The organism is Paenibacillus vandeheii (genome assembly GCF_030433635.1).
GTDB classification, from domain to species: domain Bacteria; phylum Bacillota; class Bacilli; order Paenibacillales; family Paenibacillaceae; genus Paenibacillus; species Paenibacillus vandeheii.
In genome coordinates this window covers 79841-92645 of the sequence record NZ_JAROCD010000020.1, presented here as the reverse complement: position 1 = coordinate 92645, position 12805 = coordinate 79841, and the positions used below count along the sequence as shown (strand labels likewise).

General features: G+C 35.6%; 13 protein-coding genes and 1 pseudogene. 1 reads left to right on the top strand and 13 read right to left on the bottom strand.

Annotation, left to right across the window (positions count from 1 at the left end):
* The 12 genes and pseudogenes from P5G61_RS29135 to P5G61_RS29080 all read right to left on the bottom strand — a co-directional run.
* Positions 1-283: pseudogene (locus tag P5G61_RS29135) on the bottom strand (hypothetical protein); the annotation flags it as partial.
* Between the two features lie 161 nt (positions 284-444).
* A complete protein-coding gene (locus P5G61_RS29130; protein ID WP_301249731.1) occupies positions 445-990 on the bottom strand; it encodes a GNAT family N-acetyltransferase in 546 nt (181 codons plus the stop codon).
* Positions 991-1077: 87 nt separating this feature from the next.
* Positions 1078-1476: a GNAT family N-acetyltransferase gene (locus tag P5G61_RS29125; RefSeq protein ID WP_079344091.1), complete on the bottom strand. Its 399-nt coding sequence runs from the start codon at positions 1474-1476 to the stop codon at positions 1078-1080.
* Between the two features lie 44 nt (positions 1477-1520).
* Positions 1521-2270, bottom strand: coding sequence for a class I SAM-dependent methyltransferase (locus tag P5G61_RS29120; protein ID WP_301249729.1), 750 nt, complete (start codon positions 2268-2270; stop codon positions 1521-1523).
* Between the two features lie 131 nt (positions 2271-2401).
* Complete coding sequence (locus P5G61_RS29115) at positions 2402-2932, bottom strand: hypothetical protein (RefSeq protein WP_301249728.1); 531 nt, start codon at positions 2930-2932, stop codon at positions 2402-2404.
* Positions 2933-3086: 154 nt separating this feature from the next.
* On the bottom strand, positions 3087-3917 hold the full coding sequence (locus P5G61_RS29110; protein WP_301249726.1) for a phosphotransferase family protein: 831 nt from the start codon (positions 3915-3917) through the stop codon (positions 3087-3089).
* Complete coding sequence (locus tag P5G61_RS29105) at positions 3886-4581, bottom strand: nucleoside/nucleotide kinase family protein (RefSeq protein WP_301249724.1); 696 nt, start codon at positions 4579-4581, stop codon at positions 3886-3888. The genes P5G61_RS29110 and P5G61_RS29105 overlap by 32 nt, the downstream gene beginning before the upstream one ends.
* 117 nt (positions 4582-4698) lie before the next feature.
* Positions 4699-5580: a GNAT family N-acetyltransferase gene (locus P5G61_RS29100; protein WP_301249723.1), complete on the bottom strand. Its 882-nt coding sequence runs from the start codon at positions 5578-5580 to the stop codon at positions 4699-4701.
* 126 nt (positions 5581-5706) lie between these two features.
* Positions 5707-6222: a phosphotransferase-like protein gene (locus P5G61_RS29095; protein WP_301249722.1), complete on the bottom strand. Its 516-nt coding sequence runs from the start codon at positions 6220-6222 to the stop codon at positions 5707-5709.
* 206 nt (positions 6223-6428) lie between these two features.
* The gene (locus P5G61_RS29090; RefSeq protein WP_301249733.1) at positions 6429-7568 is read right to left on the bottom strand and encodes a DUF3626 domain-containing protein; all 1140 of its coding nucleotides are present in this window, start codon (positions 7566-7568) and stop codon (positions 6429-6431) included.
* 839 nt (positions 7569-8407) lie between these two features.
* A complete protein-coding gene (locus P5G61_RS29085) occupies positions 8408-9076 on the bottom strand; it encodes an isoprenoid biosynthesis enzyme family protein (RefSeq protein WP_301249721.1) in 669 nt (222 codons plus the stop codon).
* A 241-nt stretch (positions 9077-9317) separates the two neighbouring features.
* The gene (locus P5G61_RS29080; RefSeq protein WP_363325774.1) at positions 9318-9971 is read right to left on the bottom strand and encodes a lysozyme inhibitor LprI family protein; all 654 of its coding nucleotides are present in this window, start codon (positions 9969-9971) and stop codon (positions 9318-9320) included.
* Positions 9972-10268: 297 nt separating this feature from the next.
* Between P5G61_RS29080 and P5G61_RS29075 the strand changes: the two genes are divergently transcribed.
* Positions 10269-10544: a hypothetical protein gene (locus tag P5G61_RS29075; RefSeq protein ID WP_301249718.1), complete on the top strand. Its 276-nt coding sequence runs from the start codon at positions 10269-10271 to the stop codon at positions 10542-10544.
* Positions 10545-11944: 1400 nt separating this feature from the next.
* Here the strand turns inward: P5G61_RS29075 and P5G61_RS29070 are convergent.
* Complete coding sequence (locus P5G61_RS29070; RefSeq protein ID WP_301249717.1) at positions 11945-12373, bottom strand: NUDIX hydrolase; 429 nt, start codon at positions 12371-12373, stop codon at positions 11945-11947.
* Positions 12374-12805: the final 432 nt, after the last annotated feature.

Here is a 12805-nt window from a genome sequence, read left to right as displayed (position 1 = left end):
ACGAAAATGCTTGGGTTGGAGAACCGCTCACGAATCTTTCACAGAGGAACTGTCGCACTTGGTTTGACAATCTGTCGAAATAAAAATCATGGAGCAACCCTGCGATCGCAGCAATTTCCGAACTTTGTTCTCTTCGTATGGCAAGTAAAGAAGCGAAGCTAGAAACCCCGAAAAGATTAACCAACGCTTCCTCTTTCTTGGAGGTATTCTCTATAATATGTAGCGTTTCAAGAACAAGAGCACGAACAAGTTCAACCCGTTTAAGCTTTTCCTCAGAAATCAAACTTTCGCCTCCTGTCACTAAATTAGGTTTAGATAGCTCCATCTTAGGTCGGCTCACGTGTCGTCAGAGTCAACTTCCCAGATTATACATTGAGCGACAAGGGCATAAGCCCTTGAAAGAATTTAATCTCAGATGATGTCATATGTTTTCTATAAAAATCACTATTCCGTTCTCAATTCATTAGCTTTCAATCCATAGATTATTCTATCTAGAAACCTTCCATTGATATACTCGTAATCTCTTAGTTCACCTTCACGTTTAAACCCTAATTTCTCAGGAATTGCACGGCTCTTAAAATTTTCTGTAGCTACTCCAATTTCAATTTTATTTAATTTAAGTTCTTCAAAAACATAATTTATAAGTACTTTAATAGATTTAGTAATTATTCCATTACCCTCATATTCTTTACCTAGCCAATAGCCAATTTCAGTTTTTTTGTTTTCTTGATCCAAATATAAGAAACCAATAGAACCCACAAGTTTATCCTCGCTCCATATTCCTAACCAGTATCCTTCTTCCTTGGCATATCTTATACGTGTTCTTTCTATAAAACTTTTTGAATCATTCGCTTCAACAGTGATACTAGGAAACTTCAACCACTCACCTATGTGATCTCTATTTTTGTTAATCAAATTATATAATTTTTCTGCATCTTTAATCTCCAGTAGCGATAAATAAGAAGAATCATCAATTTCGTATTTAAACATTGTCGCATTCTCCTTTATTCCTAGGTTTTAGACTCTGCTTGTGATTTCATCTAAGCTTTCTACAATCATACATACGAAGTCCGATGTCTACATCTGATTCTTATAATGCATTACAATTTGCTTTGTGCGTTTAAATCCTGACAATTCGTAAAAACCATCCAAATCCTCTGTACAAAACAAACTAATAACGTCAATATCTTTTAATTCATCTAAAAGTCTTTTGACCATTAGTTCTCCTATCCCTTTATTTCTGTAAGTGCTTACTACAACAACATCTTCAACATAAGCCCGATATATTCCGTCTGAAATAGACCTACAGAAACCCACTAACTTATCATCTTCCCAAGCTCCTACTGCAACACCACTTACAAGCAACTTTAATATTCCATTCTCATCCCGGTTAGGCCACCAACCAGCATCTTCATAAAGAGCCAGTAGTTTAGATTGTAAAATAGGTTTCTCTGTATGTAATTTTATCGTTACCATGAGTAACCCCCAAAGATACTATTTTTTTGATCTATTCAGTAATTTCAAAGTTTTCTTGCTTTGATAACGAAGGTTACAGGAAACATCTTCGCTCTTTTTACCAAATCATTATTGTTTTCATCGTGCAATTGTATGATTTCATTCTCGGTTTCTTCAATCATTTGTTCAATAACAAACCCTGCTTTTGCTAACGCATTTATAAAGGTTGATAGTTTACGATCAGACAACGTTAGCTCGCCTTGACAAAAATCAGGAGCGACCGAATACCAAGATTCATCAAAATAAGACTTGTTAAAAGAAAATCTATTACTTTCCTCAACAATACATTTATGTATAGGATGAGACCAACTGAAAATAAATATGCCGTCCTTTTTCAAATAAGAAGCGATCCGACAAAAAGTACCCTCAAGGTCAGTTGTCCAGCCAATGGCGTAAATCGAATAAACAAAATCAAAATAATCTAGGGGAATGTTACATTCTTCTTCCATGGGAGAACAAATCAATTTTGCCGAAAGACCACACGAAGTCAAATGTTGCGTCGCCTTCTCAATTTGTTTTTCTGATATATCCATCCCCCATAGTTCAGCTGCTTTACGCTCTCCCTGATATTGCAACGATTGACCATCTCCACAGCCTATCTCTAACATCTTTTTTCCTGAGACATCGCCAAAAAGTTGGCATTTTTCTTCTGTGACAAATGCTCCATAAAAAGGAAGCACAATTGCTCTTAAAAAGTCATTTCCTTTTGTATTCCAATAGGAGCTGTTTGTTTCATAGACCATATGCTTGTTCATTCTGTTCACCTCATCTGGTATAAATTTTGTTTGCTGTTCATTTGTTAATTAATGGCTTTTCGTAATCGATCCTTGTAGACAACACTACTGTAAGAGCACATTAAATATTTATGGTTTAGGTGTAGGGACCATCATTGAATTAACTTACGAAGTTCTTCTCTAATTTCATAATTTAAACCATTCCTCATTAATAAATCTCTTATTACATGTTGATCTACAATTTCTTTATGTCTTTGTAAGTGACCTAAGATCAAATTCGATTTCGCTTCTCTTCCCATTAAATAATAAGCCACATACCAGATCTCAAGATTGGATACCTTTATTCCATCCCATGTTCTATTTTGAATATGAGATGTAGGTAAACAAACTACTTCTCCTTCAGCATAAAAAGCAAATCCTCCAATAATATCTATTCTTAATGAAGGAATATGTATCCTGTATTCACTTGCAAAAGGGTAGTCACCACTATCCTGTTCTATCCAATCATATCCATCTATAACTTTAAGCAGCATATCTTTTGGACAATCAACTATGAGATCCCAATCATTCACTGTATTTGATAAATTAAAATAATATAACAATCCACTTCCACCAAGTGAATAATTTAATTCATTCTCTTCAAACCTTCGAATAATCGGTAAGATTTCTTTATGATCTAACATAGTTGACCTCCTAATATGTGTAGCTTATAACGATTCTGTATTCATGAACCCTCCACCGACTTAAGGGGTAGTTTCCTAGCCTCAATGCGGTTAGTCGGTATGGAAGTGTCTGCCTGAAGATAGTGTTATCTGATGAGCACGCTCCGAAGCGATACTAAAAGAAGCTATATATTCCGTCTTCAAAATAGTTATATTCTTCATCCGTTATTCGTAACTTGCCATATGCGTTATAAAATATTTCTTTATCTCTTTCATTATCAAAAGTATTACATTTGGGTCTAATTGCCAATGCTACATCATATCTTGGATCCCCGTACGCCGCTCCTGACCAGTCAATAACTCCAACTATGTTGCATTCTTTAATTAATACATTATCAATTGTAAAATCGCCATGAATTAAAGTGTTATCTATTGGTTTGGGTCTTACTTCTTTCAACCGTTTAAGTAATTCTTCTGATCCGTCTACAGCAAAGTGATTAAGATTATATTCTGCTTTATTAAGCATTGTATCTAACCAAGGATGATCATTTTCCAATAATTCAATAGGGCAGGAACATTCATGTATTTTCTTTAAACAAAGGCCAAAGTTAAAGATAGCTGTTTCTTTATCTTTGAGATTGGGCTCTTTAGATAGGAATTCTCTCAAACTTATTCCATCAATATAATCCATTAAAAGCCATCTCGATTTATTATCAACATGATACGAATATGCTCTCGGAACTGGTAGTCCCGTATGGTAAAGATATTGAAGCACCTTGTATTCTTCTAATAACCATTCATTATAGAGATCGTTTTCTGTCTTTTTAATTATGTACTTTTTATCGAGCGTATCCAGAATAGCCACAATAGAAGTATGACCTTGCCTGGGAAAAGTAATTTTCTGGACTTTTCCGATTTTTTCTATTATCTCAATTGGGACGTCCTGAATGTTCATGCTTTCATCCTTTCTTCCACTACATTCCCTTTCCAATTTCGTCTTCTGCACTTTCTCCTTCTTCGAGATCACTCTCATTATGTGCCTGATTTATCCGTAACCAATCAACCATAAAGTCAAAAAGCTCTATCGAATATCTATGATCATTCTTACAACTTGGCAACTCACTTCTTATCTTCCTGACGTTACTATCGATATTGATCGACTCAATAAAACAAACTAATCCAGGGTAAAAATCGTTCAAAGCTTGAAAGTATCTCTTCTGAGGTTCAATGAATTTCAAATTTAATTCGAAGCCTCTTCTCAATCTAGTATTATCGTTTGCTTTTCTTGCCCTTAGATTAATCTCATTGGTATAGAGAATAAAATATTTATCAGGAAACCCTAATTTTCTTTGACTTATCAAAGGTCTATAGAATTCTTCAACAAATTTTAAAGTTTGTCCATCGAACAAAGTGAAATTAAATGCCCAGTTGTACCAAAAGGGTTGAAATAAATCGATATCGATTATCACATCTCCATCTTGTTCTTTCTCAATAGCAATGTTCCATCGATCAAGTTGTCGTTCAAAAAACCATTCAGGATATTCTTGTTCAGGTTTCTTCCACCATGTAGCAATTTCAGGAATATGAAATGCACTATTTTGAAGCGCAAGCGCAGCCGAAGTAGTAGTCTTCCCTGCTGCGCTTGCTCCTTCAATACTTATAATTGTCATAATAAGATTTCCCCGTTTCGTTCTGATTTGCTCGACGTTCTCATAACGTTCCCGTATCTGACGTCCAAGCGGCCTATTGTATCGGGTCATACAAACAACATCCTATAATGGCTTAAGTCAGATGTAACTCCAAAAGAAAGTATAATGAGAATGCTGTTGAAAGCCTAATGACTTGTAAAAAGAACTATCCGAAATAACATATGCCTTTTCAGCACCTAAGGACCGACCTCTTTTCAAGGCTTCTAAAACTACTGCTTTTCCAAGTCCCTTCTGCCGATACTCTGGAATTGTACATACAGGTTCTACATAAACATAATCCGTTTTTTGACTGTACCATAGGCCACAATAAGCAACATATTCCCCATCTTCATTTTCAGCAACAATATGTAGGAATGAATTCATATTTCTTGCTGACAACATTCTTTTTTTCCTACCAATGCTGACTTCATCAACAGGCATAGGACCTTCGTGGTTAAAGCCCTTCAAAAGTAATTTCTGATACTTAAATAAATCATTTTTAACATCCATATTTTTTACTATTATGTCTTCAGGAATTACATAATCAAGGCTAACATTCTCTAGTGTAAGTTCAAGTATGTTCTCAGTCAGATCATTCTCCACAAACATCTTACTGCGCAATAAATCTAGAGTGTGAGTATCTTTGTCATTCACCGCAATCCCAACGCCATTTTCATTACTGAAAGTTGTAGTTGTATATTCTAATATATCTTGTTCTAATTCTTCAAACTCTTGTTTAGTAGCAAAAAATGCTTCACCAAAATAGTGGTCATAGGTTGCTATACCTACTAACTCGTCAGTACAATACCACAAGCCAATCTTATCCATTAAGTCTCGATTGAATTCAGGATGGTGAAACATCCACTCCCACCTTGCCCAGTTCCAATTTATATGCCTACGGTCATCTTTTGATAATTCAATCAAAAAATCACAAACTTGTTCATAATAAGATTCATCGAAATTTCTAAAAACAACCTTCATTTTAATCCCCCATATGATATAAATTTTGTAATCATCGAATGGCCACCCCATACTTCTTCCTTCCCTTCAATGAAAGTTTGAAGTATGTTTGCCTGATTCTCTTCCTTAAATAAAAATTTTCGATAATTATTTTTTGAATACTGATGTGATAATCATTTCTGCACATTCTTCCGCCGTATTCAAACTCGTATCGACTGAGCAGCTATAACGGATGTGTTGCGACATTATTTTATTTTGCTCATCCGATTGATCTTCTCTTCTGTCACCACGTTCTATATTTCGCTTACGACAAAGATCTAACGGGCAGTACACCTCAATGATATCCAAAGGATATCCAGCAAATATATCTTGGACTATACCATAATGCGGCTTTAATTCCGGTTTTTCAACAAGTATCCCATCGATTAAAACATTCTTTCCATGATCCGAAAATAATTTTGCTGTATGATACATCATAATGATGGCTTCGCTTAAATACTTCCAGTAGTCTGTTTGCAAATGTTTATCACCAATCGTATTTTCAAAAAGATCATTGGCCACAACATAAAAAAAGGGATCAGAGTAATTTTGCATCGCTTCTACGATTGAAGTTTTACCTGAACTGGTTACGCCATTCAGAAATATAATTTTCCCTTTATCCATATGCTCATCTTCCTTTGCATGGGTTATGTTTGAGTGTCTACGACTTCTTCGAACTGCAAAATACCTAGACCAATTTTGTAAAAGATAATAACTTCGTTCGAAAAGAATAGATCTATTCCATGTTCATTGCTAAGAATAATATTGTAATTATTAATCCACCAAATAGATGCACTATTAAATCAATTAGGTTGTACGTATAAGAATTTCTAGAGGTTTTTATTATCGCTGATGCTATTACTGAAAATGGAATCCATCGATTTACCATATCGAACGAGTACATGCCACATGTATTTTAATTCCTGAAGCACTTCTTCATAGTTACCTCTGTCAGACCAGAGATCAGGATTGCGTTTCAAATCGTTGACTGCATTCCCGATCAGACTTGCATCGATGTTACCATTCCTTGCAATTCGCTTAGCTAATGAGGGCATGGTTGGACCCCTAAAATCAGAGGGCACTTCCTCCGCACGCATCGCAAATCCCATATACCAGAATAGTTTAATGGAATATTTGATGCAGATTTGCTCTAAGTAATTCCCTATTTTTGTTCCTTTGAACGATGGGTCAGCTACTAAAATTTCCACATCATCTTCAAGAACTATATCTCCATGAACTTGAGTTTCGATAAAATGGTTAAGATTTCGATGTGGGGCCAGTTTTGAGGGATCCTCTAACGGACGTTCCAGATTGTACAATAACTGATCTATCAATTTTTTAGGAGTAAGATCTTTTTCTCCAATAGCATAATCCCGAAAGAAAGCATCCGTAAAAAGCGCAGATAAAATATCGTCTAATTCCTCATATGTCCCCTTTTCCTTCGGATCATCTTGAGAGCCGCCGTAAGTGAACGTACAGCGATGTGAAGCATGCGGTTTTAAAAGAAAATAACAAGAGCCGAATCGTGGAGACGGCCCATCTGGATGCAAAAACAAATCAAGAGCCCCATACTTTGGCCTTTCAATGTTGGTTGTACCCTCTAACTGATATGCTCCGCCAAATAATTTTTCTTCCCAAAGATCCCTTGCACCACCTGAATAAGCAGATACGCTACCATTAGATATGAGAGTCTCGAACTGACTTTTATAGATCCCTTGCTCTAATAATGATTGAGCCACACTTTTCATATCTACAACCGGACGATCAGGATGAAAATGCAAAGCCACCCTTGCATGGGATTTAAGTTTATGAACTGCTTCTTCAAAAGTGTTCCAAGGAATATTGGATAACTGAAAAATTTCTTTGAGTGATGCTTGAGCTTCACTTTTTTGGGATCTCGTGCAATGATTTATATATTCAATTGCTGCGTTCTGAGATCTTGTAAGTTGTCTGTTGTGAGACACAACAATCACCACCTTTTACTAAAATTGATATTTAAATCCACTCTATAATAGTATTAGTTTTTCGGATAACATTACCGTGTTCACGACGTCCCAACACCTTAAGCCCGAAGGGCGACCGCGATGCGGTTAGGTGGTGCGGATATGTCCAGTTGCTTCTGCCTCCCCATTATGAAATACCTCCTCAAACCATATTTGGCTCCTACCTGATCGAGAAACGACGGTGTCGACCCGCTCCGTGTGGGATAGTGTCAGATGATGGGGCTGACTTCCTAAAATTACATAACATTATTCTGGTTCTCTGTATTCTTTAAATACTTAAAATACGATTGTTTATTAAAGTAGTCATATACTAAAATAATCAAAAATAATAATGGAGATATCAATAATATTTTCAATACAAATTCAGTATTATTTTTATTTATTAAAAGAAGAATAGCTATCAATACAATTACAGAGATTATTCCTATATATTTATCTCTGCTCTTATAATCAATTGTTTTCGCGAATGATCCGTAAACTGTACCAATTACGACTCCAATAATTGCTGGCTCTGAGAATGGCACGCCGATCAAATATAGAATTCCAATCATGGTTGTGAGGAAACTTATACTTGAAAGAAATATCATTATTTTATACTTCATTTCTGGTTTCATGATCTAGAACTTCACCACCTTTCAAACCATTCATCCTATTCCTATATCTGTACAGTCATTACCAATCTTCAAGTTCTGAAAGCAACACACCTTTTTTGGTAAGTTTAAGACTATTATTGCTTGTAAAACCTTCATTACTCTGAATTTGCTTATTGATAAATGAGAATTCAAATATCTTTGTAAAATCTCCATTCAGAGTAAAATGAACTTTACTTTCTTCTGGAACAAATATAAGCGAAAATTGGGTTGGATAATCCCACTTTGCTGAGCAGTATCCATAAGCAAGTTAAGGCCTGTTGCGATATTAAATGTTTCTATGTTATTTGTAATGACTTCGTAGGCCTTTATATATCTATCATTTCCTGGTCCTTCAAAAGTTTTATATTCATTATCGAAATTATCCGATACAGGAAAATTAGTTAGTACCATGAAGTCCCTATCGGAAGAGTTAATATCAATATTCTTTCTTCCAGGTTCAACAATAAATGTCTTCCGATTTCTCCCGGCTATTAAACTGTGGACACTATGACTCGGGACATTAACAATTACGTTATTGGTTAAATATTCACTTAATTGAGATAACTCAATCCGTCCTGAAAGAATTTCATCAAACAATTTCATAATATGTACGCAATTCTTTCCACGTCTATATTTGCCTTCTTCAATTGGATCGACCATTAATAAGTTCATAAATGTACCACTACTATTCAAACCGAATGCTGGATAAAATTGTCCATCATCATTCTGAAAAACTAATAGTTGATCTTCACCAATCAAAACAATTTTGATTGGTCTTCGAGAAATGTCGAAGTTCATACCAATAAATGTCTTGTCTAAATGAACAGCGAAACTTGTACACATTGAGGTAATCTCCTTTATTGTTTTTTCTTTTTTTCGTCGTTCCGAAACATATAACGTTCTTGTATAACGAAACGAGCCAGCCTTAGATAGCTCTTATCTTAAGCTGGCTCGTTTGTTGTCTGAGTGTTCTTCCATGATTATACATCTGATAACCAAGGGGGGGGGTAGCCCCGCAACATGAATACATTGTTATGCGCCGTTACTGTCTTCGATGCATCATCTAAAAACCTAAGATTCACCTCTATTTTTTACTTTGGTATAAAAACTCAACTTCACCATCTAGCAAATATCGATATTCAAATAATTGCAATGTTCTTTCCCTAATTCTCTCCCGTATAACCGTGACTAGGCTTACCGATCCTTTTGATCCAAGGTAACCATTATAAATGAATGTCTTCTCTACAAATTTTGTTTCTTTTAAGTGATACTGTAACCATTCTTTCTGCGATTCAATTAGTGCTTCTCTTGGTTCTCTATCCAACTTAGAAAGAAGCTTTTTATATATTTGATTCAATTCTTTATCCCAAATCTCTGTATATTTGCTTTCCAACGCCCCCCATCCCAATGTTGTAATAATCTCTTTGGAATTTTGCAATTCATTAAATTCCACTTCATAATCATGATCTATAGGATTTCGAAGCATTTCATCATAAAATTCTCCTTTCAAATCAAGGTTCCCAATGCTCATGGATAACACTTCATTGTTAGAAGCATCTGATCGACCTTCAGTTATTTCTTTCGGTTCTGTTCCATTACCTGTACTCACTACATCAGGAGGCAGTTCAGAATTCATTATTGATTTAGTTTCGCTGTTCAAAGTAGTCGATTGACTAATATTTTGACAAGATGAAAACATTATCGTAATAAAAAATAATAAGAGTATTTTACTTCCTATAAATTTCCTCCTTAAATATTATCTTTAATATTTATCGGTAATGGCGCATAACGTTTATGTGTTCCTGAACACGAGAGGCTTAAAAGAGCTTAGTGACTGGGTGGCTCCGCCACTTAGCATCGCAGGGTTGTCTGCCTGATTATCCTCATTGAAGATCCTCTCCAGATCTAGGAGCGAACGCGACGCAGTAAGAAAACGTTGTTATACGCTGGTTCGTTCCTTCGAAATCACTATCATTGAATGTTTCAAAATGGGGTTGTACAATGAAAATATAACTCTTTTCGGAGGTGTTCATGTATGAAATGGAGTCATATCCGTGAAATCTACCCTAATCATTGGGTTCTAGTTGAAGCTCTTGCCACTCAATCAAATAACCATATAAGAACGATTGAAGAAATGTCAGTTGTTTCTGATAATGACGACCCTAAGCGTGCTTGGGCCTCCTATAAGAAACTTCATTTGTCAGAACCAACTAGAGAACTCTATGTCTTTTACACCGGAAATGAATTTATTGAAGTCATCGAGCAACCCTTTACCGGGATTAGAGGCCTTCGATTAAAATCCATCTTGTAAATGGTTTGCCTATTGTTACTCTTCCTCTATCTTACAAGAATAAATCAACTCTTCTGGATACCGGATGCTCCACAACTATTTTTGATACGATCTTGTAGAACCAATTGGCATAGATATAGACTTTATCAACGGAAAATCTTACGGATGTATGGAGTAGGGATTCAAGTGAATTATGTTATCAGCAGATTGTCTCAGATCTCTCTATCAATAGTATTGTGCTTGAAGATTTTACTATCCAACTAGGACTTACCAAAGAACCATATGGCTTCGATGCAATATTAGGTGTCGATTTTCTTTACAAATATGGTTTAAAAATAGATTTTGAGAAATTAGTTATTTCATAAAGGTTTCACAAACTTGCGTATAACGTTCCTATATCACGACCAGTGCATGCTTGGTGTCCGTAACTGCCGGATCGAGGACACATGTCCGATACGTGAATATTATGTTATTTGATGCTACTAACTTCCTGTAACGCCCATAAAATTGTTCCATGTCTATTTACTTCTGAATGTCTTTTCATTCATTAGTTCCTATTCTTTGGATTTTCTTAACTAAGCTTTATGTCGTGAGTGAATAATTAAGTCTAATAAATACCCTATCAAAAACCAAATCAATATCCCTAAACATGTAGTTAAGAATCTAAAATTATAATTAACAATGTCATCATATCCAAACAAAGCTTTTAAATAGAATTCTAAGTTGGTCAAGGCGTTGGCTATTATTTGATTATTTCCTTCCCCTGATCCACTACGAATACTATTGTCTATGAGGAGTGCTGCTATAACTAAACAACATTGAATTAATGGAAAAAATAGACGATATTTAAATTTCATCTCTACATCTTTTCCTTTATGATTTATTAATAATGATGTTATTCACACATGTCTTCAGCAGTTTTAGATTACGTTCTTGTATTCACGAACCTGAGAACCTTAAGTGACGATAGAGAACGGGTCGCCAGACTTAGACTCGCAGCGGTTATCCGGCTGATTCGACTTCCCTGCCTTTCAGTAATGAAAATAATTCTTCATCTTCAAAAGCGTAATCACTAAGATCACAATTATTTATTCGTTCCAGTAACTTATTGAAACTTCATTGGAAATATTCCTTTTTCTACCAATTTTCACAAATGAATCTTCTTATAGGAACAAATGATTATATAAAGAATAAAAGTATTAGGTTCAAGTAATTCCTTCATAGTAATCCTCGTAGTATTTCGCTTAACGTTGGTGTATTCGCGACGTCGATTCCCCTTAGATAGCTCTTATCTTAGGGGAATCGATGTATCTGCCCGATTCTTCTTCCTCGAAAACACTCCTGGCAGAGCAAAGGACGAATGGCCCGCAGTGTGCATATTTTGTTATATGAAGGATATGCCATTTCGAACAACTCACAAATTACTTATTGCCTTCGTTAAAATATGTTATTTTATATCCATCTATTAATCTTCTTAATCCATCTTTATAGTAAGGCATTAATTGTTCAGCCTTCTCTATATCAATCCAAGCTATTTCAGAAATTTCATTAGGTCTAACTATTTCTTCATTTCCACCGATTACCTCACCTTTAAATGTTATAAATATTACATGTTTTTCTTTTTTCGGAAATTTACATTCATTTACTGCCACTATTCCACGAACTTTAATATCTAGTCCAGTTTCTTCTTTAGCTTCCCTTATTGCTGCTTGGTCTAATGATTCTTCTCTTTCAACAGCCCCGCCTGGAAGTGACCATCGGTCACTACAATCATCTACATTCCTTACCATTAATATTTTGGAATTGGTTGGATCAGTAATTAAGGAATAAGCTACATCGACTCTGATCATTATGTTTGAATCCCTTCTGATTTAGATCTGAATATCTTTCATATAACGTTCCCGTACTCCTGACGTTCAAGCGGCTTAAGGCAACAAGGTTGCCGGGTCGATAGACTTACCTGGTTGAATGTGTCGCCTGAATAAGCTTCTTCAATATCCCTCTTGGCGACCAAGGAGCTTCAGCGACGATGTAGGAAAGTAATGTTATCCGATGTCTCTGCCTCCCTGATTTACTTGAGTGACTTTGAAAGTTCATAGAGCTTCTTTTCATCTCCAGCTAAACATATGACCCACTTCATCGTGCCCCTCATTTCATTTTCACAATAATTACACCTAACGTTCCTGTATTCACGACGCGAGCCGACCATAGATAGCTCTTATCTTAGGTCGGCTCGTGTGTCGTCCGCCGAGTTATCTCCTATGATTATACATCGGGACGAC

Coding starts and splice junctions, on each gene's coding strand:
- P5G61_RS29130 (WP_301249731.1), bottom strand. CDS start 990: ATGTTTAAATACGAAATTGATGATTCTTCTTATTTATCGCTACTGGAG.
- P5G61_RS29125 (WP_079344091.1), bottom strand. CDS start 1,476: ATGGTAACGATAAAATTACATACAGAGAAACCTATTTTACAATCTAAA.
- P5G61_RS29120 (WP_301249729.1), bottom strand. CDS start 2,270: ATGAACAAGCATATGGTCTATGAAACAAACAGCTCCTATTGGAATACA.
- P5G61_RS29115 (WP_301249728.1), bottom strand. CDS start 2,932: ATGTTAGATCATAAAGAAATCTTACCGATTATTCGAAGGTTTGAAGAG.
- P5G61_RS29105 (WP_301249724.1), bottom strand. CDS start 4,581: ATGACAATTATAAGTATTGAAGGAGCAAGCGCAGCAGGGAAGACTACT.
- P5G61_RS29100 (WP_301249723.1), bottom strand. CDS start 5,580: ATGAAGGTTGTTTTTAGAAATTTCGATGAATCTTATTATGAACAAGTT.
- P5G61_RS29095 (WP_301249722.1), bottom strand. CDS start 6,222: ATGGATAAAGGGAAAATTATATTTCTGAATGGCGTAACCAGTTCAGGT.
- P5G61_RS29085 (WP_301249721.1), bottom strand. CDS start 9,076: ATGTGTACAAGTTTCGCTGTTCATTTAGACAAGACATTTATTGGTATG.
- P5G61_RS29075 (WP_301249718.1), top strand. CDS start 10,269: ATGAAATGGAGTCATATCCGTGAAATCTACCCTAATCATTGGGTTCTA.
- P5G61_RS29070 (WP_301249717.1), bottom strand. CDS start 12,373: ATGATCAGAGTCGATGTAGCTTATTCCTTAATTACTGATCCAACCAAT.